Raw genomic sequence first — 16591 nt, forward strand, 5'->3', positions numbered from 1 at the left:
CCCCGCACGGGGGCTTGTGTTCGATGGAACACGTTCCTAGCATCACTGGTGTTACATCAGTTGTGTCACATAGCCGCACACCACGCACACCATGCACACCAGAGCCGCTGGGGGCCCGATGGCAGTGACAGGGAACGGGAACCGGGACGCGAGCGGGCCCGGCCCGCTCGCCGGGGTGCGCGTCGTCGAACTGGCGGGCATCGGCCCCGGACCGTTCGCCGCCATGCTCCTCGCCGACCTGGGCGCCGACGTCGTACGGGTGGACCGGCCCGGCGGCGGCGGACTCGCGGTCGATCCGGCCTACGACCTCACCAATCGCGGCAAGCGCTCCGTCCTTCTCGACCTCAAGTCCGCCGACGGGCCCGCGCGCGTCCTGGACCTGGTCGAGCGGGCCGACGTACTTGTCGAGGGGTTCCGGCCCGGGGTGGCCGAGCGCCTCGGCGTCGGACCGGCCGAGTGCCACGCCCGCAATCCGGGGCTCGTCTACGGCCGGATGACCGGCTGGGGTCAGGACGGCCCGCTCGCCGAGACCGCCGGGCACGACATCGCGTACATCGCCGTCACCGGCGCCCTCGGCATGATCGGGAAGCCGGGAGAGCCGCCGGCCGTCCCTGCCAACCTGGTCGGGGACTACGCGGGCGGCTCGCTCTACCTGGTCATCGGGGTCCTCGCCGCCCTGCACCACGCCCGCGCCACCGGCACCGGCCAGGTCGTCGACGCGGCCATCGTCGACGGCACCGCCCACCTCACCGCCATGATCCACGGAATGATGGCGGCGGGCGGCTGGCAGGACCGCCGCGGGGCCAACCTCCTCGACGGCGGCTGCCCCTTCTACGGCACCTACGAGACGTCCGACGGCCAGTACATGGCGGTCGGCGCGCTGGAACAGCAGTTCTACGACACCTTCGTGGAGCTCCTCGGCATCCGGGACCAGGCCCCGGCCCGCAAGGACCTCGCCCGCTGGGGCGAGCTGCGGGAGGTGGTCGCCGCGCGCTTCAGGACCCGTACCCGCGCGCAGTGGACGGCCGTCTTCGAGGGGAGCGACGCCTGCGTGGCGCCCGTGCTCTCGCTGCGCGAGGCCCCGGACCACCCGCACCTCGCCGCCCGCGGGACCTTCACCGACTTCGGCGGGATCGTCCAGCCCGCGCCCGCGCCGCGCTTCTCCGCGACCCCGGGCGCCGTCACCACGGGCCCGGCGCAGCCCGGAGCGCACGCCGAGTCGGTCGCGGCCGACTGGGACGTGCCGGCCCTGCTCGGGCAGGAGAGGGAGAACTGATGGAACTGTCCATGATGCTCGACTACGCCGGGGACCCGCGCCGGGCCGCCGACCAGGCCGCCGCGCTGGAGTCGGCCGGGCTCGACGCCGTGTGGGTGGCCGAGGCCTGGGGGTTCGACTCCCCGACGATCATGGGCTATCTCGCCGCCCGCACCGAGCGGCTGAAGATCGGCTCGGCCATCCTCAACGTCTACTCGCGCACCCCCGGCCTCATCGCCCAGACGGCCGCCGGCCTGGACGCGCTCTCGGGCGGCCGGGCGCTGCTCGGCCTCGGGGCCTCCGGCCCGCAGGTCGTCGAGGGCTGGCACGGGATGCCGTACGACAAGCCGCTCGGCCGCACGCGCGAGACGGTCGAACTGTGCCGGCGCATCTGGCGCCGCGAGACGATCGACCACCACGGCATCACCGACATGCCGCTGCCGCCCGAGAAGGGCGGCCGGCACGGCAAGCCGCTGAAGATCCTCACCCGGCCGGTCCGCCCCGAGATCCCCGTCTACATCGCCTCGCTCGGCCCGGCCAACGTCCGGATGACCGCCGAGATCGCGGACGGCTGGCTGCCCACGCTCTTCATCCCGGAGAAGGCCGCCGCGGTGTGGGGCGGCCCGCTCGCCGAGGGGACGGCCAAGCGCGCGCCGGAGCTCGGCCCGCTGCAGACCGTCGCGGGCGGCCTGCTCGCCATCGGCGACGACGCGGCCGCGGCACGGGACCTCGCGCGCCCGCAGATCGCCCTGTACGTGGGCGGGATGGGCGCGGTCGGCAAGAACTTCTACAACGACCTGGCCGTCGCCTACGGCTACGGGGAAGAGGCCCGCCGGATCCAGGAGCTGTACCTCGCCGGGCGGAGGCGCGACGCCGCTGCCGCCGTCCCGGACGAGTTCTGCGAGCTGATGACGCTCTGCGGGCCCGAGGGCTACGTACGCGAGCGCGTCGAGGCCTTCCGCGAGGCGGGCGTCACCATGCTCAACGTCACCCCGGTCGGCCCCGACCCGGCCAAGCTGATCGAAACCGTCAAGAGCTGGCTCTGAGCGGGCCGGGGCGTGCCGGGACTGCGTCCCCGGCCCGCTCCCTCACCCACCCGGATCCACCCCGACCCGCTGAAGGGGCCCCGATGCAACGCCGCATCTTCGACGCCGACCACGAGGCGTTCCGCGAGACCGTACGCACCTTCCTCAGCAAGGAGGTGCTGCCGCACTACGAGCAGTGGGAGAAGGACGGCATCGTCAGCCGCGAGGCCTGGCGGGCCGCGGGCCGGCAGGGGCTGCTGGGCCTCGCCGTGCCGGAGGAGTACGGCGGCGGCGGGAACACCGACTTCCGCTACGCCGCCGTGATCGCGGAGGAGTTCACCCGCGCGGGCGCCCCCGGGCTGGCCATCGGCCTGCACAACGACATCATCGGGCCCTACCTGACCTCGCTCGCCACCGACGAGCAGAAGCGCCGCTGGCTGCCCGGCTTCTGCTCCGGGGAGACCATCACCGCCATCGCGATGACCGAGCCGGGCGCGGGCTCCGACCTCCAGGGGATCCGGACCACCGCCGAGGACCACGGCGACCACTGGGTGCTGAACGGCTCCAAGACCTTCATCTCCAACGGCATCCTCGCCGACCTGGTGATCGTGGTCGCCAAGACCACCCCCGAGGGCGGGGCGCACGGCCTGTCGCTGCTGGTCGTCGAGCGCGGCGCGGAGGGCTTCGAGCGCGGCCGCAACCTCGACAAGATCGGCCAGAAGTCCCAGGACACCGCCGAGCTGTTCTTCAACGACGTACGCGTCCCGAAGGAGAACCTGCTCGGCGAGCTGAACGGCGCCTTCGTCCACCTGATGACCAATCTCGCGCAGGAGCGGATGGGCATCGCGATGGCCGGCATCGCCGCCGCCGAGCACCTGCTGGAGATCACCACGCAGTACGTCAAGGAGCGCGAGGCCTTCGGCCGGCCGCTGGCCAAGCTGCAGCACATCCGGTTCGAGATAGCGGAGATGGCCACCGAGGTCGCCGTCACCCGGACCTTCCTCGACCGCTGCATCACGGACCACGCGAACGGCGAGCTGGACCACGTGCACGCCTCCATGGCCAAGTGGTGGGCCACCGAGCTGCAGAAACGCGTAGCCGACCGCTGCCTGCAACTCCACGGCGGCTACGGCTACATGACCGAGTACCGGGTCGCCCGGGCCTTCACCGACGGCCGCATCCAGACCATCTACGGCGGCACGACCGAGATCATGAAGGAGATCATCGGCCGTTCGCTGCTCGGCTGACCCCCCTTGGACACTTCCCCCCTCGACATCTTCCCCCTGGACACCTCCGAAAGGCTTGACCAGTGAGCACCGAAGCTTACGTATACGACGCGATCCGCACCCCGCGCGGCCGCGGCAAGGCCAATGGCGCCCTGCACGGCACCAAGCCGATCGACCTGGTCGTCGGACTCATCGACGCCCTGCGCGAGCGCAACCCCGGCCTGGACCCCGCCACCATCGACGACATCGTGCTCGGCGTCGTCGGCCCGGTCGGCGACCAGGGCTCCGACATCGCCCGTATCGCGGCCATCGCCGCCGGGCTCCCGGACACCGTGGCCGGCGTCCAGGAGAACCGCTTCTGCGCCTCGGGCCTGGAGGCCGTCAACCTGGCCGCCGCGAAGGTCCGCTCCGGCTGGGAGGACCTGGTCCTGGCGGGCGGCGTGGAGTCCATGTCCCGCGTCCCCATGGCCTCCGACGGCGGCGCCTGGTTCGCCGACCCGATGACCAACTGGGACACCGGCTTCGTCCCGCAGGGCATCGGCGCCGACCTGATCGCCACCATCGAGGGCTTCTCCCGGCGCGACGTCGACGAGTACGCGGCCCTGTCGCAGGAGCGCGCCGCCGCGGCCATCAAGGACGGCCGCTTCGCGAAGTCCGTGGTCCCGGTCACCGACCGCAACGGCCTGATCGTCCTGGACCACGACGAGTTCGTCCGCCCCGGCACCACCGCCGACACCCTCGCCAAGCTGAAGCCCTCCTTCGCGGACATCGGCGAGCTCGGCGGCTTCGACGCGGTCGCGCTGCAGAAGTACCACTGGGTCGAGAAGATCGACCACGTCCACCACGCGGGCAACTCCTCCGGCATCGTCGACGGCGCCTCGCTCGTCGCCATCGGCTCCCGCGAGGCGGGGGAGCGCAACGGGCTGACCCCGCGCGCCCGGATCGTCTCGGCGGCCGTCTCCGGCTCCGAGCCCACCATCATGCTCACCGGCCCCGCCCCCGCCACCCGCAAGGCCCTCGCCAAGGCCGGGCTGACCATCGACGACATCGACCTCGTCGAGATCAACGAGGCCTTCGCGGGCGTCGTCCTGCGCTTCGTCAAGGACATGGGCCTGTCCCTCGACAAGGTCAACGTCAACGGCGGCGCCATCGCGCTCGGCCACCCGCTCGGCGCCACCGGCGCGATGATCCTCGGCACGATCGTCGACGAGCTGGAACGCCAGGACAAGCGCTACGGGCTCGTCACCCTCTGCGTCGGCGGCGGCATGGGCGTCGCCACCATCGTCGAACGCCTCTGATCCGCCCTGTTCCCCCTGCCCACCGGACCTTCCGAAACGAAAGCAGTGACCATGAGCGAGTCCACCACGATCCGCTGGGAACAGGACGAGACCGGCGTCGTCACCCTGATCCTCGACGACCCCGACCAGTCCGCCAACACGATGAACCAGGCCTTCAAGGACTCCATCGCAGGCGTAGCCGACCGCGCCGAAGCCGAGAAGGACTCCATCCGCGGCATCATCTACACCTCCGCCAAGAAGACCTTCTTCGCGGGCGGCGACCTCAAGGACATGATCCGGCTCCGCCCGGCGGACGCGCAGATCGCCTTCGACACCGGCACCGAGATCAAGCGCTCCCTGCGCCGGATCGAGACCCTCGGCAAGCCCGTCGTCGCCGCCATCAACGGCGCGGCCCTCGGCGGCGGTTACGAGATCTGTCTGGCCTCCCACCACCGCGTCGCCCTCGATGCGCCCGGCTCCAAGATCGGCCTGCCCGAGGTCACCCTCGGCCTGCTCCCCGCCGGTGGCGGCGTCACCCGTACCGTGCGCCTGATGGGCATCGCCGACGCGCTGCTCAAGGTGCTGCTCCAGGGGACCCAGTACACCCCGCAGCGCGCCCTGGACAACGGCCTGGTGCACGAACTGGCCGCCACCCCCGAGGAGATGCTGGCCAAGGCCCGCGCCTTCATCGACGCGAACCCCGAGTCGAAGCAGCCCTGGGACGTACCCGGCTACAAGATCCCGGGCGGCACGCCGTCCAACCCGAGGTTCGCCGCCAACCTCCCGGCCTTCCCGGCCAACTTGAAGAAGCAGCTGAACGGGGCTCCGTACCCGGCCCCCCGCAACATCCTGGCCTGCGCGGTCGAGGGTTCCCAGGTGGACTTCGAGACCGCCCTGACCATCGAGGCCCGCTACTTCACCGAGCTGGTCACCGGCCAGACCGCCAAGAACATGATCCAGGCGTTCTTCTTCGACCTCCAGGCCGTCAACGCGGGCCGCAGCCGCCCGCAGGGCGTGGAGCCCGGCAAGGTCCGCAAGGTCGCCGTCCTCGGCGCCGGGATGATGGGCGCGGGCATCGCCTACTCCTGCGCCCGCGCGGGCATCGAGGTGGTGCTGAAGGACGTCACCGCCGAGGCCGCCGCCAAGGGCAAGGCGTACTCCGAGAAGCTGCTCGACAAGGCGCTCTCCCGGGGCCGGACCACCGAGGCCAAGCGCGCCGAGCTGCTCGCCCGGATCACCCCGACGGCCGACGCGGCCGACCTCGCGGGCTGCGACGCCGTCATCGAGGCCGTCTTCGAGGACACCTCCCTCAAGCACAAGGTGTTCCAGGAGATCCAGGACGTCATCGAGCCGGACGCGCTGCTGTGCTCCAACACCTCCACGCTGCCCATCACGGGCCTCGCGGAAGGGGTGTCGCGGCCGGCCGACTTCGTCGGGCTGCACTTCTTCTCGCCCGTGGACAAGATGCCGCTGGTGGAGATCATCAAGGGGGAGCGGACCGGCGACGAGGCCATCGCCCGCGCCTTCGACCTGGTCCGCCAGATCAACAAGACCCCGATCGTGGTCAACGACTCGCGCGGTTTCTTCACCTCCCGCGTCATCGGCCAGTTCATCAACGAGGGCGTGGCGATGATCGGCGAGGGCGCCGAGCCCGCCTCGATCGAGCAGGCCGCCGCCCAGGCGGGCTACCCGGCCAAGGTGCTCTCGCTGATGGACGAGCTCACCCTCACCCTGCCGCGCAAGATCCGCAACGAGAGCCGCAAGGCCTTCGAGGCCGAGGGCAAGGCGTGGACCGAGCACCCCGCGGACGCGGTCATCGACCGCATGGTGGACGAGTTCGGCCGCCCCGGGCGCAGCGGTGGGGCCGGCTTCTACGAGTACGACGAGTCCGGCAAGCGCGCCCGCATCTGGCCGGGCCTGCGCGAGCACTTCGCCAAGCCGGGGTACGAGATCCCGTTCGAGGACATGAAGGAGCGGATGCTCTTCTCCGAGGCCCTGGACACCGTCCGCTGCCTCGACGAGGGCGTGCTCACCTCGATCGCCGACGCCAACATCGGCTCCATCATGGGCATCGGCTTCCCGGCCTGGACGGGCGGCGTGATCCAGTACATCAACGGCTACGAGGGCGGTCTGCCCGGCTTCGTGGCCCGTGCCCGCGAGCTCGCCGGCACCTACGGCGCGCGCTTCACCCCGCCGGCCTCGCTGATCGCCAAGGCGGAGCGCGGCGAGACCTACGCGGACTGATCCCGCGACGGCCCCGGGCCCGCCCGCGAGCGGGCCCGGGGCCGTCTGTCCTTTCGGTCCTGTCCTTTCATTCCCCGAACGTGGCCAGGTGGGCGAACAGCCCGTGCCGTCGCGCGCCGTCCGGGGCGGACCAGCCGGCCAGGATCCGTCCGGGTACGCCGTCCCCGGCGGGGGCGGGGCCGTCCTGCAGCACGCGGGACACGGTCAGGGTCGACACCGGGCCTTCCCGCAGGAACGGGCCCACGGTGACCAGGCTCGCGTCGGCGGTGTCCGTCACGGTCCCGGGGCCGGTCAGGCCCTGCGGCACCCCGGCCCCCTCGGTACGGACCTCGACCGTCGGGTCGGGGGTGCCGCTCTCGTTCTGGTCCTGGGCCGTGGTGCCGCCCGCCAGCAGGGCCAGCAACTGTTCGACCAGGACGACGTCGTGGGTCCCGTCGTAGATCCAGCGACGGCCCAGCACACCGTGCTCGGAGGTGCCGATCAGGCCGTCCTCGGCCCCCTTCAACGGGGCCCCGCGGTAGGTGAGCGGGACCAGGTGGGTCACCGGCCCGTCCCCGCCGGTGTCGGTGACCACCATGAACTCGATGCCCACCTCACCCTCGGGGTCGTCGAGCCGGAAACCACCGGCCTTGGAGAGCTGCGGGCCACCCGTGCCACCCCGGTACCAGGGGCGCAGGGGCAGCCAGCCGGCAAGGAGTTCGAGCTTGCCGGGCGACATGGTGGTGCGGTGAATGACTGCCATGATCCACAAACTACCCGGGCGCCAGGGGCGTCTTGGGCCGCCGACCGGCCGCGCGGCCGCCGTCCACCCCCGGTTCCCCCTCAGGGCCGGCCCCCGGTTCGGCCCAGGTTCAGCCCCGGTTCAGCCCCCGGGTTCCGGCTCCGGCTCCGAGGCGAACGCCGCCCGCAGTTCCTCCCGTAGCGACCGCTGGAAGGCCGTCACCAGCGCCTGGACCACCATCGGCTGCATGTGCGCCGACAGCGCCTTCATCGACTCCACCCGCTCCGGATCGCTCTCGCCCTCCGTGAACGGCCCCCACACCTCGTCCCGGAACAGCGCCGTCAGCTCGTGCGCCGCCGACCTGGCATGCTCCATCAGCACCCGGCGCGCCGCGAGGATCGTCTCGTGGGCGATCGGTACGTCGAGCAGCGCGACCCCCAGCCGCAGCAGCCCCACGTCCACCCGGAACCCGTCCCCCGAGGCGGCGAGCACGTTCATCGCCGTCAGCCGCCGGACATCGGTGTCCGACAGGCTCCGCCCCGCCCGCTTCTCCAGCTCCTCCCGCGACGCCTCCTGGGCCGCGTCCGGAGCCCAACTCGCCACCATCGCACGGTGGATGGCCAGGTCGTGTGCGCTCAGATCGTCGGGCAGCGCGTCCAGATAGCGCTCGATGGCGGACAGGGTCATGCCCTGGTGCTGCAGCTCCTCGATCAGCGCCAGCCGGGACAGGTGTTCCGGCCCGTAGTGCCCCACCCGACGAGGACCGATCACGGGAGGGGGCAAAAGCCCGCGGGTGCTGTAGAAACGAACGGTGCGCACGGTGACGCCCGCCCTGGCCGCCAGCTCGTCGACGGTGAGCATCGGCTCGGGTGCCTGGTCGGCCATCGTCTGCGCCTCGCTCTCTGCTCCACAGCTTGGGTTCAACAGTATTGCTGTCGCACCAACGATGTGAAACGGCCAGGAGCTGCCCATGACCACGAACCTGCGACTGCCCGGACGACCCGAAGAGATCACCCTGCCGGCCCTGCTGGCCCGCAACGCCGCCGAGTACGGGGAGCTCCCCGCCCTCTCCTGGCGGTCCGGCCCCAACGCCGCCGAGTGGACGACCCTCACCTGGAACGAGGTGCGCCGCCAGGTCGCCGTCCTCGCCTCCGGATACGCCGCCCTCGGCGTCGAGCGCGGCGAACACGTGTTGATGATGATGGGCAACCGCCCCGAGCACTGGCTCAGCGACCTCGCCCTCGTCCACCTCGGCGCCGTGCCCGTCACCGTGTACGGGACCTCCGCGCCCGAGCAGATCGCCCACATCGCCCGCCACAGCCGGGCCCGGATCGCCGTCGTCGAGGGCGCCCGCGAACTCCTGCGCTGGGAGCCGCTGCTGGCCGACCCGGACGTGCCCCTGGAGCGTCTCGTCGTGGCCGCGGCCGCCGAGGCCGGCGGGCACTCCACCTACGGCTCCCTGTACGCCGGCGGGGCCCGGCTCCACCGCGCCGACGCCTTCGAGAAGGCCTGGCAGGAGATCCGCCCCGAGGACCCGCTGACCGTCGTCTACACCTCGGGCACCACCGGTGACCCGAAGGGCGTACGGCTGACCCACCGCAACCTCATGCTCCAGGCGGTCCGCCTCGACCGGCACGTGGACCTGCCCGAGCACGCCGAGCACATCTGCTACCTGCCCTTCGCGCACATAGCCGAGCGGGTCCTCGGGATCTACCTGCCCCTGCTGCGGGCCTCGCACGTCCGGCTCTGCGCCGACCCCGCCGCCGTGTCGGGGGCGGTCCGCGAGCTGCACCCGGTGCAGTTCTTCGGCGTGCCCCGGGTGTGGGAGAAGCTCGCCGCCTCGGTACGCGCGGTCCTCGCGCAGCTCCCCGAGGCGCAGCGCGGAGCCATCGAGGCCGCGGGCGACCTGGCCCGCGCCCGGGCCGGGCACCGCGAGCGCGGCGAGGAGGTGCCGGCCGCACTCGAAGCCTCGTACGCCGCGGCCAAGGAGCAGGTGCTGGACCCGTTGCTGCGGCTCGCGGGCATGGACCGGCTGATGTGGACGGCCAGCGCCACCGCGCCGATGCCGATCGACGTGGTCCGCTTCTGGGCCGGCTGGGGCATCACCATCATGGACGCCTGGGGGCTCACCGAGACCTCGGGCGTGTGCACGGTCAACAGCCCGGACGGCTTCCGGCTCGGCTCGGTGGGCCGCCCGATCGAGGGGCTGGAGCTGAGGCTGGCCGAGGACGGGGAGATCCTCACCCGCGGGGCGACCGTGTTCGGCGGCTACCTGCGGCCGGACGGCTCGGTGGAGAGCGCCGCGGACACCGAGGGCTGGTTCCCGACGGGGGACGTCGGCCGGGTCGACGAGGACGGCTTCCTCTGGCTGACCGACCGCAAGAAGGAACTGATCATCACCTCGAACGGCAAGAACGTCTCGCCCGCCCTGGTGGAGAACACGGTCAAGGAGCACCCGCTGATCGGCCAGGCCCTGGTGCACGGCGACGGCCGCTCCTACCTCGTCGCCCTGCTGGTCCTGGACCCGGAACTGGCCCCGGTCTGGGCCGCCGCCCGGGGCATCGAGGCCGCCTCCCCGTCCGAACTCGCCGCGCACCCGGCCGTCCGGGAGGAGATCGCCCGCGCGGTGGCGGCGGCCAACGCCCGGCTCAACCGGACCGAGCAGATCAAGCGCTACCGGCTGCTGACCGAGGAGTGGGGCCCCGAGACCGGGGAACTCACCCCCTCGCTCAAGCTCCGCCGCCGCGTGGTCCGCGACAAGTACGGCGCACTGATCGACGGCCTGTACGAGGAGCCGTACGGGGAGCCGTACGAGGAGCCGTCCGCGTCCGCGTAGCCCGGACGGACCGGTGCGGTGGGCGGGATCGAGCCCACCGCACCGGTGCCGTGTAGCGGGTGAACCGCCGCGCGGCCGCCCTGCGGCCCTCATCGGTTGATATGAGCTTAAATGTGAAATGCATGACGCTCTGTCACGATGTGTGGTTCCAGTCCTTCGGGGAAGGGGGCTTCGTTGCCGGCCGATCAGCCTTCCCGCACGGACAAGGTGGTCTTCGGGGTCACCGCGGGCCTGACCCTCGCGTTCGTCCTCTGGGGCGCCGTGGCGACGGACTCGCTGGAGAGCGTGTCGAGCAGCCTGCTCGAAGGGCTCATCCACAACGGCGGTTGGGCCTTCATGCTCGCCGCCAGCGGCTTCGTCGTCTTCGCCCTCTGGCTGGCGATCAGCCGCTACGGCCGGATCCGCCTCGGCCACGAGGACGAGGTCCCGGAGTTCCGCACCGTCTCCTGGGTCGCCATGATGTTCAGCGCCGGCATGGGCATCGGGCTCATGTTCTACGGCGTCAGCGAACCCCTGACGCACTACGGGACGCCCCCGCCCGGCACGCACCCGGTCGACTCCGCCGAGCGGATGCAGACGGCGATGGCCACCACCCTGTTCCACTGGACGCTCCATCCGTGGGCCATCTACGCGGTCGTCGGGCTCGCCATCGCCTACAGCACCTTCCGGCGCGACCGCCGCCAGACGATCAGTGCCGTGTTCGAGCCGCTGATCGGCGCCCGGCACGCCCACGGGGGCGCCGGCCGGGTCATCGACATCGTGGCGATCTTCGCGACCCTCTTCGGCTCCGCCGCCTCGCTGGGCCTCGGAGCTCTCCAGATCGGCAGCGGATTCCGTGAGCTGGGGTGGATGGACTCGGTCAGCACCGCGCTGCTCGTGGGCATCATCGCCGTCCTGACCGTCGCCTTCGTCGCCTCCGCGGTCTCCGGCGTGGAGCGGGGCATCCAGTGGCTGTCGAACATCAACATGGTGCTCGCCCTGGTGCTGGTCGTCTTTGTGTTCATCGCCGGGCCGACCATCATCGTGCTCGACCTGCTGCCCACGTCCCTGGGCGCCTACCTCGGCGACCTCCCCCAGCTCGTGGGCCGTACCGAGGCCACCGGCGCCGGCCAGGTCGCCGAGTGGCTGGGCAGCTGGACGGTCTTCTACTGGGCCTGGTGGATCTCCTGGACCCCGTTCGTCGGCATGTTCATCGCCCGCATCAGCCGCGGCCGCACCATCCGGCAGTTCATCGGCGGGGTCATCCTCGTACCGAGCACGGTCAGCCTGCTGTGGTTCTGCGTCTTCGGCGGCACGGCCATGAAGCTCCAGGAGAGCGGTGACCTCCCCAAGGAGAGCACCCCGGAGGGACAACTCTTCGGGCTGCTCCAGCAGTTCCCCGCCGCCACCGTCATGAGCCTGCTGGTCATGATCCTCGTCGCGATCTTCTTCGTCTCCGGCGCGGACGCCGCCTCCATCGTGATGGGCACGCTCTCGCAGAAGGGCGTCCTCGAACCGTCCCGGCTGGTGGTCGTCTTCTGGGGCGTGGTGACCGGCGCCGTCGCGGCCGTGATGCTGCTCATCGGCAACGGCGAGGGCGACGCGCTCGCCGGACTGCAGAACCTGACGATCCTCGTGGCGGCGCCGTTCACCCTGGTCATGATCGGTATGTGTGTGGCACTCATGCGCGACCTGCGCCGGGACCCGCTCATCATCCAGGGCGAACAGGGCGAGGAAGCGGTGGCCGTGGCCGTGGCCGCGGGCCACGAGGAGTACGGCGGCGAGTTCGAGATCCGCATCGGCCCGTCCGGCGACCAGGAGGCGGACGCGGAGGCGGCCCGGCCGCCCTCGGCGTCCCCGCCACCCGACGGCCGTCCCTGACGGCCGTCCCTGACGGGCGGGGCTGTCGGGCGGGGCTGTCGGGCGGGGCTGTCGGGCGGGGCTGTCGGATCGGGCCGTACCGGCCCGATCCGACAGCGAGCGCTCAGCGTCCGATCAGCGGGTAGTGGTCGGAGAGAGACCGAGTGGCTGCTCGCCGCCGCAGACCTGCGCCCTGGGGACCGGCCCTGGCGGCGAGCCGAAGACCAGGACTAGTCATGCCGAGCGCCACGAGGAATGGCGTCGCCGGCGGCAGGGCCTTCGCGACGGCCCGTCAGAGTCCGGATTCACGGCCGATCAGGCGCAGGTCACCGTCCACTCCGTCGCCCCGACCAGCGGCCGCCGAGTTGTCGCGCCCGTGCACGGAGCGGATGAGCGGGCCGACTGGATCGATCAGACGGAGTGGCCGCCGATCGAGTGGGGCGGCCCCGGCGTGTGGGTGGCACCTGAGCCCGGATGGGCGCTGCGCCGCGCGTGACCGCAGAGGGGTGCACCCGTTGGACGGACATGGTCTCCTTCAAGAGCTACACGGGCCCCATCACGCTATGCCGCAGTTGCGGTCAGCCCTCGTTCAGTGATGACGAGGTCGGTCACCAGCACTTCAACGAGCAGTGGGATGGGGTCTTCTGCCCGTACTTCCCTCTCGCGGGCGACCGCATCGTCATGGACTGGGACGCGATGTCGCTGGAGCAGGTCCGGGACGAGTACCCCGACACCTACCCGCTCCTCACGGACGCCGCCAAGCCGCAATCATGACCGCCGCCGACTTCGACGACCTCATGGATCAGCCCGGCGAGCGGCTCTCCTCACGCCGAGCGAGGCCGGTGCGCTCATCGCCGTCTTCGACCAGCTTGTCGGCGCCCCCGGCGCAACCACCGTAGACCTGCGCCGGAAGCCAAGAGAGAGGCGTGAATCCGGCTGTGGGAGACTCCCCGCCATCGGCACTGGAGGGGTCACGGTTTCGCTGTGCTCAAGCTGCGCCGCAGCCCTGCTTTCCGGGATGAACGAAGGGAAGCCGGCGGCCGCACGCCGGTCCACCAATTTCAAGGGTGAGGCCGGGAGCACCTGCTCGTCATCGCGCTCAGCGTCGGTGTGGGGTGGTGGCTGGGCGGGGGAGGGGTTGCAGGGGCGGTCGGGATCCTTGTTGGATCCGTCCTCCATGAGTCCCAGTCACGTAGTTGAATCTTCGATTGTCACGGTTCGGCTACTCGTGCCCCCGGCCACACGCATCCCCATACGGTGGCCGGATTCGCACCCATCCTCTGGGGGTTTCCATGTCTCAGCAGTTCCCGCCGCCCGGCCAGCCGCAGCCGGGGTACGGATACCCGCCCCCGCCCCCGCCGCAGCCGAAGAAGTCCAACGCTGGGAAGATCGTCGGCTTCGGATGCCTCGGCATCGTAGGCCTCTTCGTGCTCCTCGCCATCCTCGGCGCACTCCTCGGCGACAGCAGCAACGACACGACGTCGAAGGGGACCGCCGAGCCGTCGGCCGCCGTGTCGTCTGCGCCAGCGAAGGCCCCCGAGTCCAAGCCGTCGTCGGCTGAGCCGGAAAAGAAGGCCGAGGTCGTGGTGGCAGCGAAGAAGACGGAGTTCGAGAAGAGCATCATTGCGCAGGGCAGCGACTACACGAGCGTATCGGTGACGGTCACAAACAACTCGTCGAAGCCGATCAATGTCAATCCGCTGTACTTCGCGATCACCGACTCGAACGGCACCAAGCATGTTGCCGAGCTAGGGGTCGACAAGGAGCAGATCGCCACGGTGGAGCTCGCGCCGGGTGAGAACGTGACGGGTGCGGTCACCGGGAAGGGATCGTTCACGCCGAAGTCGGTAACGTACACCGACGGGTTGATCGGGAAGTCGGTCCGGTCCGACGTGTCCTGACGTCCGCAAGCCACCGCGCCCCACTTCCCGGCCGTTCCGGGGGGTGGGGCGTAGCCGTGTTCAGGCCGCGATCATTCCGGCCTCGGTGCACAGGCTGGGCGTGGTGCCGGTGTGGGCTCCGGCGGACGCTGTGTCTGCTGAGGAGCCCACGACCAGCTGAGTAGAGCTCGGTCGGCTACGGGGCCACATGCCCCACAACGGGATAGTGGTCGGAGAGGTTGGTGTAGGTGTAGGAGGTGCCCCAGCTGGAGACCGTCCAGGGCGCAGACTGCTCCTTGACCACGTTGTTCTCCCAGCCCGCCGGGCGGGCGTTGCCCTTGCGGTAGAGGACGTAGTCCAGGTCCTCGCGCGGGTCGGTCGGGTAGCGGTAGTTCGCTATCGAGTTGAGCGCGGTGTCGAAGGAGTACGGGTGCCCCGTGCGGCTGTCGGAGCCGGCGAGGTCGGCGTTCGCGAGCAGGCTCGCGTACTCGGGGGTGCGCGAGTCGACGTTGAGGTCGCCCGCCACGATGACCTGCTCGTTCGCCGGGATGTTCTTCCCGTCCAGGAAGGCGTCCACGGCCCGGAACTGACGGGCGCGCATCTCCGCCGCCTCGCCCGCGCCGCAGCCCGGGTCGGTGGACTGCGCGTGCGTGCCCACCACGTGCACCTTGGTGCCGTTCACGTTCAGGACGACGTAGGCGAAGCCCTTGTTGGACCACCAGTCGGCGCCGCAGGCGTCCTTGTAGACGACCTGCTCCTTGCGGACGATCGGCCACTTGCTGAGGATCGTGACCCCGCCGTCCTCCGGGGTGGTGGCGGAGTACGCGCCGCCCGTGGCGTCCCAGCCGCTCTTGCTGCGGCCGACGACCGGGGTCTGGTACGGGTACTGCGCGGCGGAGTTCGCCTTCAGCGCGTCCGAGGAGCCGTTGTCGAAGGCCTCCTGGAGCACGACCACGTCGTGGCCCTGGTAGAAGGAGGCCCTGGGGATCTCGGCGGCCCGGTGGTCCTGGCCCCAGTTCGGGTACAGGTTCTTGCTCATCAGGAACACGTTGTACGACAGGACGCTGAGCCGCGGGGTGGCGGCGGTCTCCGCGGCCGAGGCGGCAGGCGCGGTGGCGGCGGCCAGCGCGCCCGCGGCGACCGCGGCGACGGCCGTGGCGGCGGCGCGGCGCGAGCGGGGCGAGGAAAGCAGCATGAAGGTCTCCATCATTCCTGCGGGGGAAGATCGACGCCGTCATACAAGCAGCAGCAGTTACCTCTGGGTAACACCCGTGCAGAGACTTTCTGTCCGTGAGACGGCCGTCCGGTGCTCGCATACTTGTCATATGACGAAGACGGACGCAGCACACCCCGCCGGACCTGCGGCCACGCGCCGCACCGACCCCGAGCCGCCCCCGCCCGGCGGGGTGCTGTGGACCATCGCCGGTGACGTCAGGGCCCTGCTGATGCTGCCCGCCGCCTTCACCATGCAGGTGGCGCACCCCGCGATCGCGGCCGGTGTCGACGAGTACTCCGTCTTCCGCACCGACCCCTGGGGCCGCGGCGAGCGCTCCCTGCGCTCGGTCCAGCTGTGGGTGTACGGCGGGGAGGAGGCGGCCGAGGAGGGCCGCCGGGTGCGCCGCCTGCACAAGGACATCCAGGGCACCGACACCCGGGGCCGCCGCTACCACTCCCTCGACCCCGCCTGCTACGCCTGGGTGCACGCCACCGGCTTCCCGGTCTACCTGTACGCCGGTCGCTACCTGCTGCGCCGCTTCACCCCCGCCCAGGAGCGGCAGCTCTACCAGGAGTGGCTCCAGGTGGGGCGGATCCTCGGCCTGCACGACCGGGACATGCCGCAGAGCATCGAGGAGTACTGGACCTACTGGGGCCGGATGCTGGCCGAGGAGATCGAGCCCACCGCCGTCGCCCGCGAGCTGATCTCCACCGAGGTGCGGCTGCCCCGGCCGGAGGCCGGCTCGCCCGCCGTGCGCCTGCTGCTGCGGCTCACCTGGCCGGTGCTGCGGGCCGCGTTCCTGCGCCTACGGGCCTTCGTCACCGTCGGCTACATGCCGCCCGAGGCCCGCGCCGCGATCGGGCTGGAGTGGAGCCCGGCCCAGGAGCGCACGCTCCGGCGGTTCAGCACGGCCGTACGGATCCTCGTACCGCTGCTGCCGGAGCGGCTGCGGTACCTGCCCATCGCCTACCGGGCGCGGGCCGCGTGGCATGCGGGAGGCCGCTGACGGCCCCGGGACGCACGGGCCCCCGCCGGAAGCGGGAGCCCGTGCGCGGTGGGCGGGGCCGACGCG

13 protein-coding genes are annotated in these 16591 nt (G+C 71.3%); 10 read left to right on the forward strand and 3 right to left on the reverse strand.

The features are described from left to right. Nucleotides 1-118: 118 nt before the first annotated feature. The 5 genes from ACFY0D_RS11895 (at nt 119) to ACFY0D_RS11915 (ending at nt 7027) form a co-directional block, all read left to right on the forward strand. On the forward strand, nt 119-1276 hold the full coding sequence (locus ACFY0D_RS11895) for a CaiB/BaiF CoA transferase family protein (protein WP_390798202.1): 1158 nt from the start codon (nt 119-121) through the stop codon (nt 1274-1276). Then, complete coding sequence (locus ACFY0D_RS11900; RefSeq protein WP_390798203.1) at nt 1276-2301, forward strand: LLM class F420-dependent oxidoreductase; 1026 nt, start codon at nt 1276-1278, stop codon at nt 2299-2301. The genes ACFY0D_RS11895 and ACFY0D_RS11900 overlap by 1 nt, the downstream gene beginning before the upstream one ends. A gap of 83 nt (nt 2302-2384) precedes the next feature. After that, the gene (locus tag ACFY0D_RS11905) at nt 2385-3527 is read left to right on the forward strand and encodes an acyl-CoA dehydrogenase family protein (protein WP_390798204.1); all 1143 of its coding nucleotides are present in this window, start codon (nt 2385-2387) and stop codon (nt 3525-3527) included. A gap of 62 nt (nt 3528-3589) precedes the next feature. Beyond that, a complete protein-coding gene (locus ACFY0D_RS11910) occupies nt 3590-4804 on the forward strand; it encodes an acetyl-CoA C-acetyltransferase (protein ID WP_030008979.1) in 1215 nt (404 codons plus the stop codon). Between the two features lie 51 nt (nt 4805-4855). Continuing rightward, entirely contained in the window at nt 4856-7027 is a 2172-nt protein-coding gene (locus ACFY0D_RS11915; protein WP_390798205.1) for a 3-hydroxyacyl-CoA dehydrogenase NAD-binding domain-containing protein, read from the forward strand. Nucleotides 7028-7094: 67 nt separating this feature from the next. Here ACFY0D_RS11915 and ACFY0D_RS11920 read toward each other — a convergent pair whose 3' ends face one another. Together ACFY0D_RS11920 and ACFY0D_RS11925 are read right to left on the reverse strand one after the other, a co-directional pair. Next, nucleotides 7095-7769 (reverse strand): 1,4-alpha-glucan branching protein, encoded by a 675-nt coding sequence (locus tag ACFY0D_RS11920; protein WP_390798206.1) that lies wholly within the window; start codon nt 7767-7769, stop codon nt 7095-7097. A gap of 120 nt (nt 7770-7889) precedes the next feature. Beyond that, the gene (locus ACFY0D_RS11925; protein WP_301364828.1) at nt 7890-8633 is read right to left on the reverse strand and encodes a MerR family transcriptional regulator; all 744 of its coding nucleotides are present in this window, start codon (nt 8631-8633) and stop codon (nt 7890-7892) included. Nucleotides 8634-8718: 85 nt separating this feature from the next. Here ACFY0D_RS11925 and ACFY0D_RS11930 point away from each other — a divergent pair, with 85 nt between their 5' ends. From ACFY0D_RS11930 to ACFY0D_RS11945, 4 genes are all read left to right on the forward strand, one after another. Next, the gene (locus ACFY0D_RS11930) at nt 8719-10584 is read left to right on the forward strand and encodes an AMP-dependent synthetase/ligase (RefSeq protein ID WP_390798207.1); all 1866 of its coding nucleotides are present in this window, start codon (nt 8719-8721) and stop codon (nt 10582-10584) included. A 138-nt stretch (nt 10585-10722) separates the two neighbouring features. Continuing rightward, nucleotides 10723-12444, forward strand: a complete 1722-nt coding sequence (locus tag ACFY0D_RS11935; RefSeq protein WP_390798208.1) for a BCCT family transporter — start codon at nt 10723-10725, stop codon at nt 12442-12444. A 471-nt stretch (nt 12445-12915) separates the two neighbouring features. Beyond that, complete coding sequence (locus ACFY0D_RS11940; RefSeq protein ID WP_390798209.1) at nt 12916-13197, forward strand: hypothetical protein; 282 nt, start codon at nt 12916-12918, stop codon at nt 13195-13197. Between the two features lie 518 nt (nt 13198-13715). Continuing rightward, a complete protein-coding gene (locus tag ACFY0D_RS11945) occupies nt 13716-14324 on the forward strand; it encodes a DUF4352 domain-containing protein (protein WP_390798210.1) in 609 nt (202 codons plus the stop codon). A 175-nt stretch (nt 14325-14499) separates the two neighbouring features. On the opposite strand, the gene sph is transcribed toward ACFY0D_RS11945, so the two are convergent. After that, nucleotides 14500-15498 carry a sphingomyelin phosphodiesterase gene (gene sph, locus ACFY0D_RS11950; RefSeq protein WP_390798211.1) on the reverse strand — a complete coding sequence of 333 codons (999 nt, stop codon included), beginning with the start codon at nt 15496-15498 and terminating at the stop codon, nt 14500-14502. A gap of 130 nt (nt 15499-15628) precedes the next feature. Between sph and ACFY0D_RS11955 the strand changes: the two genes are divergently transcribed. After that, a complete protein-coding gene (locus tag ACFY0D_RS11955) occupies nt 15629-16525 on the forward strand; it encodes an oxygenase MpaB family protein (protein WP_390798212.1) in 897 nt (298 codons plus the stop codon). Nucleotides 16526-16591: the final 66 nt, after the last annotated feature.

It is taken from the genome of Streptomyces sp. NPDC001502 (assembly GCF_042894785.1).
GTDB lineage: Bacteria > Actinomycetota > Actinomycetes > Streptomycetales > Streptomycetaceae > Streptomyces > Streptomyces kutzneri.